This is a genomic window from Duganella rivi, assembly GCF_009857435.1.
GTDB lineage: Bacteria > Pseudomonadota > Gammaproteobacteria > Burkholderiales > Burkholderiaceae_D > Rugamonas > Rugamonas rivi.
In genome coordinates this window covers 1-16,027 of the sequence record NZ_WWCK01000005.1, presented here as the reverse complement: position 1 = coordinate 16,027, position 16,027 = coordinate 1, and the positions used below count along the sequence as shown (strand labels likewise).

Annotated in this window: 11 protein-coding genes and 1 pseudogene; 8 read left to right on the top strand and 4 right to left on the bottom strand. The window is 61.7% G+C overall.

Translation table 11 applies throughout. The features are described from left to right. Positions 1-7: 7 nt before the first annotated feature. The 3 genes and pseudogenes from GTP45_RS16225 to GTP45_RS16215 all read right to left on the bottom strand — a co-directional run. Entirely contained in the window at positions 8-979 is a 972-nt protein-coding gene (locus GTP45_RS16225; RefSeq protein WP_229258504.1) for a hypothetical protein, read from the bottom strand. Then, positions 976-3,654 (bottom strand): DNA mismatch repair protein MutS, encoded by a 2,679-nt coding sequence (gene mutS, locus GTP45_RS16220; protein ID WP_161014931.1) that lies wholly within the window; start codon positions 3,652-3,654, stop codon positions 976-978. The genes GTP45_RS16225 and mutS overlap by 4 nt, the downstream gene beginning before the upstream one ends. Positions 3,655-3,882: 228 nt before the next feature. After that, a pseudogene (locus tag GTP45_RS16215) lies at positions 3,883-4,209 on the bottom strand (IS21 family transposase); the annotation flags it as partial. Between the two features lie 566 nt (positions 4,210-4,775). Between GTP45_RS16215 and GTP45_RS16210 the strand changes: the two are divergent. From GTP45_RS16210 to GTP45_RS16180, 7 genes are all read left to right on the top strand, one after another. Next, positions 4,776-5,576, top strand: coding sequence for a substrate-binding periplasmic protein (locus tag GTP45_RS16210; RefSeq protein ID WP_229258532.1), 801 nt, complete (start codon positions 4,776-4,778; stop codon positions 5,574-5,576). A 132-nt stretch (positions 5,577-5,708) separates the two neighbouring features. After that, on the top strand, positions 5,709-6,389 hold the full coding sequence (locus GTP45_RS16205; RefSeq protein WP_161014929.1) for a GntR family transcriptional regulator: 681 nt from the start codon (positions 5,709-5,711) through the stop codon (positions 6,387-6,389). Positions 6,390-6,397: 8 nt separating this feature from the next. Next, entirely contained in the window at positions 6,398-7,420 is a 1,023-nt protein-coding gene (locus tag GTP45_RS16200; protein WP_161014928.1) for an ABC transporter substrate-binding protein, read from the top strand. Between the two features lie 3 nt (positions 7,421-7,423). Continuing rightward, positions 7,424-8,206, top strand: a complete 783-nt coding sequence (locus GTP45_RS16195) for an ABC transporter ATP-binding protein (protein ID WP_161014927.1) — start codon at positions 7,424-7,426, stop codon at positions 8,204-8,206. A 19-nt stretch (positions 8,207-8,225) separates the two neighbouring features. Continuing rightward, positions 8,226-8,984, top strand: coding sequence for an ABC transporter permease (locus GTP45_RS16190; RefSeq protein ID WP_161014926.1), 759 nt, complete (start codon positions 8,226-8,228; stop codon positions 8,982-8,984). 266 nt (positions 8,985-9,250) lie between these two features. After that, a complete protein-coding gene (locus GTP45_RS16185; RefSeq protein ID WP_161014925.1) occupies positions 9,251-10,261 on the top strand; it encodes a glycoside hydrolase family 53 protein in 1,011 nt (336 codons plus the stop codon). An 86-nt stretch (positions 10,262-10,347) separates the two neighbouring features. Then, positions 10,348-12,600: a TonB-dependent receptor gene (locus tag GTP45_RS16180; protein ID WP_161014924.1), complete on the top strand. Its 2,253-nt coding sequence runs from the start codon at positions 10,348-10,350 to the stop codon at positions 12,598-12,600. Here GTP45_RS16180 and GTP45_RS16175 read toward each other — a convergent pair whose 3' ends face one another. Beyond that, complete coding sequence (locus tag GTP45_RS16175; protein ID WP_161014923.1) at positions 12,601-14,220, bottom strand: diguanylate cyclase domain-containing protein; 1,620 nt, start codon at positions 14,218-14,220, stop codon at positions 12,601-12,603. A gap of 194 nt (positions 14,221-14,414) precedes the next feature. On the opposite strand from GTP45_RS16175, the gene GTP45_RS16170 reads away from it, so the two are divergent. Continuing rightward, the coding region (locus GTP45_RS16170; protein ID WP_161014922.1) for a methyl-accepting chemotaxis protein at positions 14,415-16,027 on the top strand (1,613 nt) is incomplete at its 3' end.

Genomic DNA, 16,027 nt, shown 5'->3' with positions numbered 1-16,027 from the left:
GTCAGTTTTACTGGGGCGCTTCGGCGCTGCCGCCCTTGATGGTGAACAGGGCGGCGGCGCCGGGCGTCACGCGCACTTCGGCCCAATCGGCGGTCGTGTGCAGGTGTCCCACGTTGTCGCGCCATTGAATGGCCGATTCTCCCGCAGCACCGCGCTGCGCGTCTATCAGCAGCACCTTCCCCTTGTACTTCCCCGCCAGCGTGCGGATTTGCTTGCGCACTTCGGCAAAGCCATCTTGCTTGGTCTGGAAGCTTGACAGCAGCGAGAAGCCTTCTTCCGCCGTGACACCGGGATCGCCGTCCGAGAACAGCACGATGCCGTGCATCTTCTGCCGCTCCGCCAGCGTGAACAAGCGATGCAGCCACGCGCGGTTGGCGACCAGGCGGTCTTCAAACTCGCTATTGCGGCCCGCCTCCGGGCGATAGTGGTTGTTATTGGCCGGGAGGTTGATGGTGGCGAACAGCACCTTGTTGTATTCCCAGTGCGCGTTCTCGGCGTAGCTGCGGAACTTGGCGCTGGACGACAAGCGTGTGACGGCCAGGCGGCGCGCGCCCAGCGATTCGCCGTCGACGTAAAATAGCTCGCGCAAGCGGTTCAAACGCTCGATGGCGTTGGAGCGGCCGGCGGAGTTCAGGCATGCGCTCCAGTCGCTGCCGGCCAGCGAGACGATCATCGGCTGCGCGGACTCGTTGAGCAGTGCATGGCGCTGGGTGTAAAGCTTGTCGCTGCAAGGCTCGTTGGCGGCCTTGATGCCGGTGGTGACGATGAAGCTGGAATCGCTTTGTGATGCTTCCGCAATGGCGCGCTTGAGCGCCGCTTCATCGCGGCCATGCTGTAGCGGGTGGCCGATCACGGAGAACTGGAATTCGCGCGCCGCAGGTGCGGCCCACGCGGCGTGCGCCAGCGCCAATGCTGCCGCCGCTGCCAGCGATCTGGCGGCGACCCGCAACATGCGGCGATGGCGCACGCCGTGCATCATGCCTGCGCCGATTCCGTCAGGCGCTTCAACTGGTACAGGCGATCCAGTGCTTCGCGCGGGGTCAGCGCATCTGGATCGAGATCGTCCAGCGCGTCGAGCAGCTCGCGCATCGCAGGGCTGGTGGCTGCTGCCGGCGCCTCGATCTCTTCGTCGTTGGCGTCGACCGATGGCGCGGCAAACAAATCCAGCTGCGGCGTGGCGTCCAGCGCTTGCGCTTCAAGGCGCGCGAGATGCTTGCGGGCGGCCTTGATCACCGGCTGCGGCACGCCGGCCAATTGCGCCACTTGCAAACCATAGCTCTGCGACGCCGGGCCTTCCTGCACCGCGTGCAGGAACACGATGGTGTCCTTGTGCTCCACCGCCGACAAATGCACATTGCTGGCGGTTGGATGATTGTCCGGCAGCTGCGTCAACTCGAAGTAGTGCGTGGCGAACAGCGAGAAGCTGCGGCTGGTCTCGATCAGGTGGCGCGCAATCGCCCACGCCAGCGCCAGGCCGTCGAAGGTCGAGGTGCCGCGGCCGATTTCATCCATCAGCACCAGCGAGTGTTCGGTGGCGCCGTTCAGGATCGCGGCGGCTTCGGTCATCTCCACCATGAAGGTCGAACGGCCGCCGGCCAAATCGTCGGTCGCGCCGATACGGGTGAAGATGCGGTCGATCGGGCCGATGACGGCACTTTGCGCCGGCACGTAGCTGCCCATGTAGGCCAGCAGCGTAATCAGCGCCACCTGGCGCATGAAGGTCGACTTACCGCCCATGTTAGGGCCGGTAATCAGCAGCAGGCGGCGTTCGTCGACAAAGCGGCAATCGTTGGCGATGAAGCGTTCGATCTGGTTCTCCACCACCGGGTGGCGGCCTTCTTTGATGTTGATGCATGGCGTGTCCACCAGCTCCGGCGCGCACCAGTTGTTGCGCAGCGCGTGATCGGTGAGGGCGGTCAGCGTGTCCAGCTGCGCCAATGCTTTCGCGATCGATTGCAGCGTGCCGATGAACGGCGCGAGGTCGCCCAGCAGCTGGTCGTACAGCATCTTCTCGCGGGCGAGGGCGCGGTCTTGTGCCGACAGCGCTTTGTCTTCAAACGCCTTCAATTCTGGCGTGATGTAACGCTCGCAGTTCTTCAGCGTTTGGCGGCGGCGGTAATCGTCCGGCACCTTGGTGGCTTGGCCGTTGGTGACTTCGATGTAGAAGCCGTGCACCTTGTTGTACTCGACGCGCAGGTTGGCGATGCCGGTGCGCGCGCGTTCGCGCGTCTCCAGGTCGACCAGGTACTGGCCGGCGTTCTCCGACAGGCCGCGCAGTTCGTCCAGTTCAGCATCGAAGCCGCGCGCGATCACGCCGCCGTCGCGCACCATCACTGCCGGTTCCGGCATCACCGCGCGTTGCAGCAGATCGAGGCAGGTTTCCGGCGTCGCCAGATCGGCGTGGATGCCGGCCAGCAGGCCGTGTGTGGCGGTCAGCGCGCGCTGCATGCCGTGACGCAGAGTAGGCAACTGCTGCAAGCCATCGCGCAGGCTGGCCAGATCGCGCGGGCGTGCCGACAGCAGCGCGATGCGGGTGGTGATGCGTTCGATATCGGGCACTTGCGCCAGCGTGTGCGACAGGCCGCCGGTCGCATCGGCCTGCGCCAGTGCGGCGATGGCTTGGTGACGCGCACGCGCGACGTTCTGATCGCGGCGCGCGTGGTGCAGCCAGTGGCGCAGCAGGCGCGAGCCCATCGCCGTGCGGCAGTGGTCCAGCAGCGAGAACAGCGTTGGCGATTCCTGGCCGCGTATGGTCTCGGTCAGTTCCAGGTTGCGGCGGGTGGCGGCATCGAGGCCGATGAATTCATTTTCGGTTTCGGTGGTGAGCGTGCGCACGTGCTGCAGGCCGCGGCCTTGCGTCGATTGCGCGTAGCGCAGCAGTGCACCGGCTGCACCGAAAGCTGCGCCCAGGCCGTCGGCGCCAAAGCCGGTCAGCGTGGAGACGGCCAGTTGATCGAGCAGCGCCTTATGGCCGCTGACCACATCGAAGTGCCATTCAGGGACGTGATTGACGTGGCAGGCCGTGTACTCTTCAAACAGCTCGCCGTTATCGCCGCGCAGAATCTCGGCAGGCGAGATGCGTTCCAGTTCCTGCTGGATGCGCGTGTTGACCGTGTGGGCATCGCCCGAGAACTCCATCAAGCGCAGCGCGCCGCTGGCCAGCGACAGCCATGCCAAGCCTGCAGTGGCGACCTTGCGCTGGCTGATGATGCACAGCGCGAGCAGCGGGCGTTCCGATTTTTCCGGCAGCAGATCGGCATCGGTCAGCGTGCCCGGCGTGACCACGCGCATCACCTTGCGCTCGACCGGGCCCTTGCTGGTGGCAGGATCGCCGATTTGTTCGCAAATCGCGCACGACTCGCCGATCTTCACCAGCTTGGCGAGATAGCCTTCCAGCGAGTGGAACGGCACGCCGCACATCTTGATCGGCTGACCGCCCGACGAACCGCGCGCCGTCAGCGTAATGCCGAGTATGCGCGCCGCCTTTTCCGCGTCCTCGTGGAACAGCTCATAGAAATCGCCCATGCGGTAAAAGACCAGCATATCCGGGTGCTGGCTCTTAATACCCATGTACTGCTGCATCATCGGAGTGAGCTTTTCGGTAGGACTGTTCTTGACGGCGGCAGCGTTGATTTCGTTCGGGACGGTGGTCATTGGTTCTTTAGGCGGTGCAATAAGTCTGGTTTTGCGGAGGCGCAAAAAGCCTCCACGCGTAACCCGTCATTCTACCAATTTCGGCAGTGCTACTGGTGAAAATGCACCGCCGCCCGATCGGAGTACACTGGATGGGCCAAAAATGCGCCTCGAAGACTTGTTACGAACCGCAATCGAGGATGTGCTTGTTCGTTTGCTCGATGAATTGACCCACTCAGTTTGACCCGCCTTCCACTGCCTGGCAAACGCTGCCACGCGGTCATATGAACCTTCATAGCCCAGTTCTTGCAGGTCTGCATGGAGCTGTTTCAAATTGCGGCGCTGCTTACGCGGCTTGCTCGCCTCCGTCTTCAGCCATCCTGATAATTGCAGAGAGTATTTGTCCAGTCCGCTCGCGACATGGCGTTCGGCATAACTGGGCTCGGTAGCTTCCGAGCGCAGATAGCGCCGGACGGTATTGCGAGAAATGCCTAGTCCTCTGGCGATCTCGCGTAGAGGAATCTGGTCACGTATGTGCCAGCGTCGAATGATGCCTAGTAAAGCCACGTTGATCACTCCGTTCTCCTGCCGGTAAGACAGGTCGAATTGTGCTCTTCACGTGGGTCAGATTCATTGCAAATTACTGGGGAAAGTGGGTCACTTTTCGGTGCAAATCAACAGGCGCATGTTCACGAAATGGGCGAGGATTTTTCTAAGGCCAGTAAAGCGGTCGCCGAGGCACTTAGAATTTCGCCGAACTATTCCCCCTTATCTATTCGAGCAAGGCTACATCGCCTATCGTCTGGCGGACTACGTGCAAGCCGCAGGCGGCTTGTGTGTCAAGCAGTCTGTCGTGATGCAGGATGGCTTTTATCTGGATGCCGCCGGATCGCCCAAGCCAGATGCCTAGTCCTAGACGACCAAGCGAGCTCGGCGGCCAAGGTCATCGCCGAAGCCGCCGCAGATTCGGCGGCGTGGCTGGATCGGCGCTTCTCCAAGAAAGAGGTAATGAAGTCCATTACTCAACGTTTCCGGTAGGCTCCGGCGGCGATGAGCTATCATCCCAGGGATACGATACCAATCGCAGTCCTTTTGAGGAGGGCTTATCGATGCGATGCTTCGGTCGGGGCGGTACTACCGTGATGCTAGTGATGGTGCTGGTCGCCGCCAGCCCGTGGGCTGGGGCGGAGCCTTTGTGCCCGAACCACCCGCTGCGCGTGGCGCTCTACGAGACAGGTTTTCTCTACTTCGACGGTCAGGGCGTCGACAAGCGCATGGTCGATGAACTCACGCGCCGCACCGGCTGCGAGTTCGAGATCTCGGCCCCGCCACGCGCGCGCGCCTACGCGCTGCTGGAATCTGGCCAGATCGACATCGTCTTTTCCGCGCTGCCTACCCCAGGCCGCGCGCATTACGCCTACTACGTGCCCTACATGCAGCAGCGCTTTGCAACGATCGTTCACCGCGATGTTCCTATCGAGAAGACCTCGCTCGATGCCTTTACCGCTGATACCAAGCTGCGATTTGGCGTGGTGCGCGGCGTCACGTATGGCGGCGTTCGCGACGCTTGGTATGCCGATATGCTCGCCGCGCGCCGGCTCGAGCTGGGCGCTACTTTGCCGACAGTGTTTCGCATGCTCAAGTTCAAGCGCTTCGACGCGATGTTCGCGACGCCGCTGCAATACGAAAAAGAACTGGCGGACGCCAACATGCGCGATCAGGTGCGTATCGTCGATTGGTTCCCCAACGAGCCGCCGCCATCGCGCAACCTCGCTCTGGCGAAGAAGAATTTCACACCCGAGCAGTTCAAGGCATGGACAGCCGTCGTGCAGTCCATGCACGCCGACGGCGCCATCAAGCGCATCCTCGAAGAGTACTTGAGCGTAGACGAAGCGTCGAAGGCGGTGCTTAAATCGCCGCCGCGCACGCTGCCCTCGCGCTGAGCAGGCCACGCCATCGTGGTGCGGTAGTGCATCAAATTGGGGCTATTCCATGTTTCATTTTGGCGACAACCTGCATTTTAGATTGTCGACAATCTGAAAACCGGTTGGCACAGTTGTTGCTCAACCGTGGGTATGCCTACACCTAACGAAGACCGGATGTACCTCGAAATCTATGACGCGATCATGGAGCATCGCCTGCCGGCCGGGACTAAGCTGACAGAAGAAGGCCTCGGCGAGATTTACGGCATCGCCCGCCACACGGTGCGGCGCGTGCTGGCTAAGCTGGCCGCCGACGGCCTCGTCGACATCGAACGCAATCGCGGCGCCTACATCGCCAGCCCCAGCGACGAGGAAGCCAACGAAATGTTCGAGCTGCGCCAAGCGCTGGAAGCGCTGGTCATGCACAAGCTTATCGACAAAACCCGCAAGTCCGATTTCGCCGCACTGCGCGATCTGGTCGCCCGCGAACGCGATGCTTATATGCGCGGCGACCGTCCACAGTGGATACGCCTGTCCGCCGAATTCCATATCGAACTCGCCAAGCTGGCCGGCAACTCGCTGGTGGTAGAAGCCTTACGCAGACTAGTCTCGCGCACCACCTTGCTGATCTCCGCCACCAATCCCACCGGCCAGCAGCCGTGCTCCTTTGATGAACACGCAGCCGTGCTCGATGCTCTCGAAAAAAAGAATCACGCCAAAGCCCAGCAGGAAATGACGCACCACCTAAGCCAGTGCGCCTGCCGCATGCTGGATCGCCCATCGCAGCGTTTTGATCTGCGCGCGGCGCTCGGGAAAATCACACCACCACACTGAGGACACCAATGAAGCAAATCAAAGCAACGATCAGTCTCGCCCTATGCATGCTGGCTCTGCCTGCGCTCGCTCAGGACACCAAGATCAAGTTCCAGCTTGACTGGCGCTTCGAGGGCCCATCAGCCTTCTTCTTGGTCGCCAAGAGCAAGGGTTATTTTGCGGCGGAAAAGCTGGACGTGACGATCGACGCCGGCAGCGGTTCGGCCAACGCGGTCAATCGCGTGGCCTCCGGCACCTACGAGATGGGCTTTGCCGACATGGCTGCGCTGATGGAGTTCACCGCCAATAATCCAACTGCACCGAGCAAACCGCTGGCCGTGATGATGGTCTACAACGACACGCCGGCCGCCATTCTCGCGCTGAAAAAATCCGGCATCAAGACGCCGGCCGACCTCGCCGGCAAGAAGCTGGGTGCGCCGGTGTTTGACGCCGGCCGCCGCGCCTTTCCTATCTTCGCCAAGGCCAACAAGCTGGACCCGGCCAAGTCGCCATTCACCAGCATGGATCCACCGCTGCGCGAGACCATGCTGGTGCGCGGCGATGTGGATGCGATCACCGGCTTCACCTTCACCTCGCTGCTGAACTTGAACGCGCGCGGCATCAAGGATGAAGACGTGGTCATGCTGCAATACCCGAACTACGGCGTCAAACTGTACGGCAATGCCATCATCGTTTCCGACGCGTTCGCCAAGCAAAAACCGGAAGCGGTGAAGGCCTTCCTGCGCGCCTTTGCCAAGGCCGCCAAGGACGTGATGGCCAACCCGGAAGCGGCCGTCAAAGCCATCAAGGAACGCGATGGGCTGATCGATGAAAAGCTGGAACTGCGCCGCCTGAAGATGGCGATCAACGATGCGGTTGCCACGCCGAACGCGCGCAGCGAAGGTTTCGGCCAGGTATCGCCATCGCGGCTTGCGCTGATGGCCTCGCAAGTGTCGGACGCCTACGGCACCAAGAACCGCGTTGATCCGAAAGCCGTGTGGGATGCTGCCTTCCTGCCGTCCAAGGCCGAGCTGACCGTTTTCCCTAAGTGACCCATGTCTGAATTATTCGTCGATTTCCAGAAAGTCTTCCTCGCCTACAACGAGAGCGAGTTCGCGGTGGAAGACATCTCGTTGCAAACCCGGCAGGGAGAATTCATCGCCATTGTTGGCCCGTCCGGCTGCGGCAAGTCCACCTTCATGAAGCTGGCGACCGGGCTCAAGGCGCCGACCAGCGGCCTGGTCAACATCGATGGCAAGCCGGTGACCGGGCCGTTGAAATTTGTCGGCATGGCGTTCCAGGCGCCGACCTTGCTGCCGTGGCGCACCACGCTGGACAACGTGCTGCTGCCGCTGGAGATCGTCGAACCGTATCGCAGCAACTTCAAGCGCGAGCACGAGCAGTACGTGCAGCGCGCCTTGAAATTGCTCAAGACAGTGGGACTGGAAGGCTATGCCGACAAGTATCCGTGGCAGCTGTCGGGCGGCATGCAGCAGCGCGCCTCGATCTGCCGCGCGCTGATCCACGAGCCGAAGATGCTGTTGCTGGACGAACCATTCGGCGCGCTGGACGCCTTCACGCGCGAAGAACTGTGGTGCGTGCTGCGCGACCTGTGGACTGAGCGCAAGTTCAACGTCATCCTGGTGACGCATGACTTGCGCGAGGCGGCCTTCCTTGCCGACACCATCTACGTGATGAGCAAGCGGCCGGGGCGGATTGTCGCCCGCAAGGAAAATCCGCTGGCGCAGCCGCGCGAGCTGGAGACCACCTACACCGAACCGTTCAACGAGCTGGTGCATGAATTGCGCGGGCATATTGGCCGCGTCCGCAACAGCTGACTGCATCACAGGAATGAGCATGAATAAACAAGCCGCCAAGAGTTTCGCGCCGTGGGCGCTGCTGATTGCCACCTTGATCGTGTGGCAGCTGGTTTGCAGTGTGTTTTCGATTTCCGACTTTATCTTCCCGAGTCCGCATGCGATCTTCCAGTCGCTGCTGGAGTACGCGGGGCCGATTGCTGAGCATGCGTGGCGGACGTTCTGGGTCACCATGGCGGGCTTCGGCATTGCCGTGGTGGTGGGCGTGGGGCTGGGCTTCCTGATTGGTTCGTCGCAGCTGGTCTATGCAGCCGTGTATCCGTTGATGACCGCGTTCAACGCGCTGCCGAAAGCGGCGTTTGTGCCGGTGCTGGTGGTGTGGTTTGGCATTGGCGCGGGGCCGGCGATATTGACGGCGTTCCTGATTTCCTTCTTCCCCATCATGGTCAACATTGCGACCGGCCTGGCGACCTTGGAGCCGGAATTGGAAGACGTGCTGCGGGTGCTGGGCGCGCGCCGCATTGACGTGCTGTTGAAAGTCGGGCTGCCGCGCTCCATGCCGTACTTCTTCGCTTCGCTGAAAGTGGCGATTACGCTGGCCTTCGTCGGCTCAACGGTCTCGGAAATGAACGCCGCCAACGAAGGCATCGGCTACCTGCTGGTCTCGGCCGGCTCCTCGATGAAAATGCCGCTGGCCTTCGCCGGCCTGATGGTGATCGGTGCCATGGCCATGGCCATGTACGAACTGTTCGCCATCATCGAAAAACGCACCACCGCCTGGGCGCACCGCGGCAGCTAAACGTCGGGCAGCTAAACCTCGGGGTCAGCTCTGTCATTTGGACACGCGAGGCGGATGGTTGATAAATATCAGCACGCAGAGAAAATTTCCTGCTCTGCTAAATTCATTTTTGACGAAGAAATGAACGTCGATATTTTGACAAACATCAAAAGTGCTCACTGCGTGTCCATTTGACAGAGCTGACCCCGAATTGCCATATCGAATAGGCATGGCTGGTGGCATTTTCCTCATGCCTGCACGCGCTGCGTTTGGGCTAGCATGGCGGCATGAAAAAAATATTGATGGCGCTGATGATGGCAATCGCCTTGCCCACTAGCGCGGAGACCTTCGTCAAAGGCGCGGATATCGGCTGGCTGCCGCAAATGGAAGCTACCGGCTATAAGTTCTACAACAAGCAGGGCAAGCAGCAAGACGGCCTGCAAATCCTCAAGGATCAGGGCATCAACACGGTGCGCCTGCGCGTCTGGGTAAATCCGTCCGACGACAGGGCTAGCGGCCACAACAGCAAGGACGAGAACGTCGCCATGGCCGTGCGCGCGCAGAAGATGGGCATGCGCATCATGATCAATTTCCACTACAGCGACAGCTGGGCCGACCCGCAGCAGCAGCGCAAGCCCGCCGGCTGGATCGGCCACGATTTCCCGCAACTGCAAAAGGATGTCTACGCCCACACCTATGATGTGATGAGCGCACTCAAGCAAGCCGGCGTTACGCCTGAGTGGGTGCAGGTCGGCAATGAAACCCGCACCGGCATGATTTACCCTGAAGGCCATACCGACAATTGGCCGCAACTGGCCAAGCTCATCAATCAAGGCTACGACGCCGTCAAGGCCGTCAGTCCAAGCTCCAAGGTGGTGCTGCATCTCGATCGCGGCAACGATAACGCATGGTTCCGCACCTGGTTCGACAACGCCAAGGCCAACGGCGCCAGGTACGATGTCATCGGCGTTTCCTACTATCCTTACTGGCTCGACGGCCGCCCCGACTACACGCTTTCCATCGACGACCTCGGCAACAATCTGAACGACATGGCCGCGCGCTTCGGCAAGGAGGTGATGGTGGTAGAGGTCGGCGGCGAGGACAGCAAGCCGCAAAACACCTACGATATGCTGCGCGCCGTGCAGGCCAAGGTCAAAGCCGTGCCCAACCACAAGGGCCTCGGCGTCATCTACTGGGAGCCGCTGGGCGCGCGCAGCTGGAGCCATTACGAACTCAGCGCATGGGGTGAGGACGGCCGCCCGACCAAGGCCATGGATGCTTTTTTAGATTCCTTATAACGAAAATCATTTATCTTCGTTTTCAGTGACAGTTTTAGTTATATATAATTTTGATATCCAACTAAAATGAGCACTAAAGGAACGGGATGACTAAGCATGTGATGGCGCTGGCAATTGCCGGCGTATTCGTGTCGGCGCAAGCGCAGGACGGCGCCTCGGACAAGATTGAAAAGGTCGAAGTGACCGCCACCCGTACCGGCGCGGTCGACGTGCAGCAAGTGCCGGCCGCCATCACGGTCATCAAGCCGGACAGCCTGACCAAATACGGTCAAGGTAATTTGAACGATATCGCCAGTCTGGTGCCGGCGATCGCGCTGCAAGAGCAGGGCGCGGGCGTCAACAACATCACCATCCGCGGCCTGGTGGTGCGCGGCATCGTGCCGTCCGAGGTGCAGGATGCGTCGCTGGTGGCGGTGTATATCGATGAGATGCCGGTCACGCTGAAGTCCGGCAATCCCGATCTGAAAGTGCTGGATCTCGAACGCATCGAAGTGCTGCAAGGCCCGCAAGGCACGCTGTACGGCGCTGGTGCGATGGCCGGCACGGTGCGTCAAATTACGCAGAAGCCGGAGTTCAACGATTTCTTTGGCTCGGTGGAAGCAGTCCGTTCGCAGACTTCCAAATTCGGCGGCAGCAATTACAACCTGCGCGGCACCGTCAACGTGCCGGTCAAGGATCATGTCCTGGCGCTGCGTTTGACGGGCTACACCGGTAACGATTCCGGCTATGTGCTGAATCAAGCCAACGGCAAGACCGATAACGATACCTCGACCAACCAGGGCCGCATCGCCGCGCGCCTGCGCGCCACGCCGGATCTGCTGGTAGACGCCAGCGTCACCGCGTCCAACATCAAGGGCGGCATCAACGACGCTTACTCGCAACTGGCGCCGTACACCACCACCACGCTGATCCAGCAAGCCAGCAAGGACAGCCTGCAACTGTATAACCTGACCTTGAATTACGATGCGGGCGTGGCGAATCTGGTCTCGTCCAGCTCCTACCTGCACCGCGACACGCTGTACCTCAACTCCGGCCAGTACAAGGCTACCGCCTTCATCTTCGGCGGCCAGCTGCCGCTGATCGCGTCGTCCTATGTGATCGGCAATAAGATCACCAACTTCGCGCAGGAGTTCCGCTTGCAGTCGAAAGCCGGCGGCCCGCTGAAGTGGACTGCCGGCGCTTTCTACACGCAGGGCAAGCGCGATCTGCGCCAAGACCAGCCGACGCCCGGCTTCGACGCGCGCTTCGCCATCGCCAAGAACTTCCCCGGCTATAACTCGCACTTGAACGACAACGCTTTCACGGCCGATGACTACTTCTCGGGCACGCAGAACATCGATTCGAAAGAAGCCGCGCTGTTTGCCGAGGCGACGTACACGGTATGGGATAAGCTGGACTTGACCGCCGGCCTGCGCCTGTTCCGCGGCACCCAGGACTTCGACCTGAAATTCAGCGGCTTGTTCGGCAACCTGATTAACTCGACGCCGTCCAAACCACAGAGCAGCATCCCGGAGACCAGCAATAGCAGCGAAACCTCAAAGGGCGCCAACCCGCGCTTCGCCGCTGCTTACCGTCTCGATGAAGACCACACCGTGTATGCCTCGGCAGGTAAAGGCTTCCGTTACGGCGGTAATAATCAGCCAGTACCGTTCGATTTCTGCGGCCAGAATGCGCCATCGACGTTTGCGCCGGATAGCTTGTGGAATTTCGAGGCCGGCTCCAAGAACACGCTGTTTGATCGCCGCGTGACCTTTAACGCCAGCGCTTATCTGATCAAGTGGAAGGACGTGCAGGTCTTCAACAAGCTGCCCTGCACCTACTACTTCACGCAGAACGCCGGCAAGATCCGCAGCGAAGGCGTGGAGCTGGAGAGCTTCTTCAAGCTGTCGCGCCAAGCGTCGGTTGGCTTGAGCGCTACTTTCAACCACGCTTACGCTACCGAGACGGTGGTCACCGGCATCGCCGCGCAGAATATCCCGGAAGATGCGCGCGTGCCGTACTCGCCCAAGTTTGCGGCTACCGCCGTCGCCAACTATGTGATTCCGCTGGCCGGTGCTGAGGAGATTGCGCTGTCGGCCAGCTATGCGCACCGTGGCGAGTCGTTCACCAACTTCGCCGCATCGCAGGGCAGCTACTCGCGCATTCCTTCGTCGCATACGCTGAACGCCACTGCGATCTACAAAGTCGGCCTGTATGAAATCGGCCTGTTTGGCACCAACCTGACTAACGGCGCCAAGATCAGCGATGTCACCACCAACACCATCGCGATCCAGCCCGGCGACAATCTGTACATGATTCGTCCGCGTACGGTGGGCGTGCGAGTGAAGGCGCGCTTCTGATCAGCGCACCCGCACCACCCGCTCGGCGCCGACGCTGTTGATGGCGTAGCCGTTGCGGCCCGCCGCTTTCACGCCGTACAGCGCCTGGTCGGCCGCACGCATGATGTCTTCGGCGCTGTCGGCGGCAGTGGTGGTGAGGGCGATGCCGATGCTGGTGCGGACTTCGCGCGGGCCGCTCGCCAGCTGGAATGGTGCATGCATGGCGGCCAGGATTTTCTCGCCCAGCACGTCCATCTCGGTGCTCGACGACAGCTGTTCAAACACGATGACGAATTCGTCGCCGGCCAGCCGCGCCACGGTGTCGGTAGTGCGCACCGCGCCGGTCAGCCGGCGCGAAAATTCAATCAGCACCTGGTCGCCGGCCGGATGGCCCAGTGTGTCGTTGATGGCCTTGAAGTGGTCGATGTCGAGAAGGGCCAAGCCGACCGGCTGCCCCGAGCGGGCGCCGCGCGCCAGTGCTTGCGGCAGCAGGGCGTCGAACATGCGGCGGTTGTGCAGGCCGGTCAGCACGTCGGTGGTGGCGAGACGGTGCAGTTCCAGCTCGGCGCGCTCGCGCCGCTGCGACAGGGCGTAGAAAGCGCGGCTCAGGTGGCCGAATTCATCTTTGCGGGCGACGTCGAACACGCTGATGTCGGCGCGGCCGGCGCTGATGTCTTCCACGTGCCGGTGCAGGCGGCCCAGGGGCCGCAGCAGGTTCTTGGTAATCAGCCAGCCAAACAGGCCGGCCACGCAAGTCAGAACCGCCGCGCCCAGCAGCGCGCGCATCCGCACGCTCAGCATGGAGGCGAAAGCGCTGCGCACCGGGTAGGACAGGCCGATCGTCCAATCGGTTTCACGCAGATGCTTGTGCACCAGCAGCACCGGCACGCCGTCGTCGAGCAGGCCGTCTTCCCAGCCCTCGTCGCTGCCGAGGGCTGCGGCCGTGAGTGTGCCGGGCTGGTCGTCGCCTTTTTCGAGGATGCGGTTTTTGTCCGGGTGGTACACGGTGACGCCGTTGTCGGTGACGATGAACAGGTAGCCGTCGGCGCCGGCGCGCAAGTTGTCCAGTTGCGCCGAGAACGAGGGCCGCAGCAGGTCGATTGCGCCGAGCAGGATGCCGGTCAGTTTGCCATCGGCGTCGCGCAGCGGCTGGGTCAGCACCACCACCGGCTGGCCCGACAGCGCGCTCTTGAACGGCGCCGAGATCACGCCTTCCTGCAGGCGCAGCGTGTCCTTGAAGTAGGCGCGTTCGGCAATGTTGACGCGCTTGGCGCGGCGGTCGCGCAGGCTGGCCACGAGGTTGCCGTCAAGGTCGAAGGCATTGACGTTGAAGAAGGCGTCGCGCAGGGTTTCGTGGGTTTCCAGCAGAGCTTGAATCTGCTCGAGCGGCAGCCCGCGCTCGTTGATTTCCTCGGTCACGGTCTTGAGCAGCTGGCGTTTGTTTTGCAAGTCATTATCGATGAAGGCCGCCGCGCCGGTCAGCAGCGAGAGTTCCTGCCGGGCGATGACTTGCCGGAGTTCGGATTCGGCGATCAGCAGCGAGATGCCGCCCGAGCCTATGCCAGCAAACAACACCAGTGCAATCACCAGTGTCGTGATCTTGAATTTGAAACTGAAAAAGACGCTATAGAGCTGCCGCATGGTGGCTCCAGACCGGCATCGCGGGGACGCCCAGTATAACGCAGTCGTCCATGCGCACGGTATCACTCTTGTTATGTGGCAATTATTGCGCTAAGCTGGGCAAGTCCTGCATCGACTCCCGCCGTTCCGCTACGCACGGCTGGCAGTTATTTTAAGACGGCCCCAGCCCCGCCGCGTCCGAGCAAGGAGACATTATGTTTGCCAACCTGACCATTCGTACCCGGCTGATCGCTACCATGGCGTTGCTGGGTGTCCTCATCATCTTCATCGGCGCGCGCGGCGTGTTCGCGCTGCACACGTCCAACAACGTCCTGAAGGACGTGTACTCGAACTCGATGGTCTCCATGAAGGCCATCTACGAAGCCCAGATTCAAATCGACCGCGCCCGCCTGTCGCTCGATCGCGTGGCGCTGAGCCCAGATGCCGCCAACGTTCCCGAGACGCTAAAGCGCACGCAGGACTTCATCGACGGCAACGAGAAATTCTGGAAGAGTTATCTCGCGCTGCCGTTTGGTGATGGCGAGAAAGCGCTGGCCGACCAGGTCGAAACGACCCGCCAGGCGCTGGTGAAGGACGGCCTGCTGGCCGCCATCAAGGCCATCAACAACAAGGACAAGGCCGAGATCGAGCGCCTGATGCTGAGCGAGGTCACGCGCCTGTTCCGCCTCTACACCGACGCTTCCGAAAAGCTGTCGACCTATCAGCTTAACTCGACCGAGGCGCAGTACACCGAAAGCCAGGCCGACTACCAGCGCAATATGATGCTGGCGATCGGCACCATCGTGGTCGGCATTCTGCTGGCCGCCATCTCGGGCGTGCTGTTGCTGCGCGCCGTGATGCAGCCGCTGGATCAGGCCTTGTCGCACTTCCACGCCATGGCAGGCGGCAATCTGGCAACGCAGATTGAGCTGGGCCGCAAGGATGAGATGGGCGAGATGATGGAGGGCTTGCAGCAAATGCAGGCGCGTCTGTCCGACACTGTGCGCAGCGTGCGCGAGGGCAGCGACGCCATCGCCACCGCCAGCAGCGAAATCGCCGCCGGCAATCTCGACCTGTCGCGCCGCACCGAGCAGCAAGCCGCCAATCTGGAAGAGACCGCGTCGTCGCTGGAGGAACTGACGTCCACCGTCAAGCAGAATTCCGATAATGCGCGCCAGGCCAATACGCTGGCAATGTCGGCCTCGGACATTGCCGTGAAAGGCGGCGAGCTGGTCACGCGCGTGATCGGCACCATGGGCTCGATTACCGAATCGTCCGACAAGATTGCCGACATCATCGGCGTGATCGACGGCATTGCCTTCCAGACCAACATCCTGGCGCTGAACGCGGCGGTGGAAGCGGCCCGTGCCGGCGAGCAGGGCCGCGGCTTCGCGGTGGTGGCGACCGAGGTGCGCAACCTGGCGCAGCGTTCGGCGGCGGCGGCGAAAGACATCAAGGCGCTGATTACCGATTCAGTGGAGAAGGTCGGCACCGGCAGCGCGCTGGTCAACGAGGCCGGCGCGACGATGGAGGAAATCGTCACCAGCGTACGCCGCGTGACCGACATCATCAGCGAGATCAGCTCGGCTGGCCGCGAACAGGAAATCGGCATCGAGCAAATCAACACGGCGGTAGCGGAGATGGATAACGTCACGCAGCAGAATGCCGCGCTGGTGGAGCAAGCTGCCGCCGCATCGCAAGCCATGCAGGAGCAAGCCGTCAAGCTAGCGGAGATGGTGGCGGTGTTCCAGATTGCCGGTGGCAGCGCGGCGCCGCGCGCATCGGCGCCGGTTCGCCCGGCCGCCGCCGCAGCCCCGGCAGCGCCGGC

What these genes read in the sequence shown, in the direction of transcription:
- mutS (WP_161014931.1), bottom strand. Translation starts at nt 3,654, where the DNA reads ATGACCACCGTCCCGAACGAAATCAACGCTGCCGCCGTCAAGAACAGT.
- GTP45_RS16200 (WP_161014928.1), top strand. Translation starts at nt 6,398, where the DNA reads ATGAAGCAAATCAAAGCAACGATCAGTCTCGCCCTATGCATGCTGGCT.
- GTP45_RS16180 (WP_161014924.1), top strand. Translation starts at nt 10,348, where the DNA reads ATGACTAAGCATGTGATGGCGCTGGCAATTGCCGGCGTATTCGTGTCG.
- GTP45_RS16210 (WP_229258532.1), top strand. Translation starts at nt 4,776, where the DNA reads ATGCTAGTGATGGTGCTGGTCGCCGCCAGCCCGTGGGCTGGGGCGGAG.
- GTP45_RS16225 (WP_229258504.1), bottom strand. Translation starts at nt 979, where the DNA reads ATGATGCACGGCGTGCGCCATCGCCGCATGTTGCGGGTCGCCGCCAGA.
- GTP45_RS16185 (WP_161014925.1), top strand. Translation starts at nt 9,251, where the DNA reads ATGAAAAAAATATTGATGGCGCTGATGATGGCAATCGCCTTGCCCACT.
- GTP45_RS16205 (WP_161014929.1), top strand. Translation starts at nt 5,709, where the DNA reads ATGCCTACACCTAACGAAGACCGGATGTACCTCGAAATCTATGACGCG.
- GTP45_RS16175 (WP_161014923.1), bottom strand. Translation starts at nt 14,220, where the DNA reads ATGCGGCAGCTCTATAGCGTCTTTTTCAGTTTCAAATTCAAGATCACG.
- GTP45_RS16190 (WP_161014926.1), top strand. Translation starts at nt 8,226, where the DNA reads ATGAATAAACAAGCCGCCAAGAGTTTCGCGCCGTGGGCGCTGCTGATT.
- GTP45_RS16195 (WP_161014927.1), top strand. Translation starts at nt 7,424, where the DNA reads ATGTCTGAATTATTCGTCGATTTCCAGAAAGTCTTCCTCGCCTACAAC.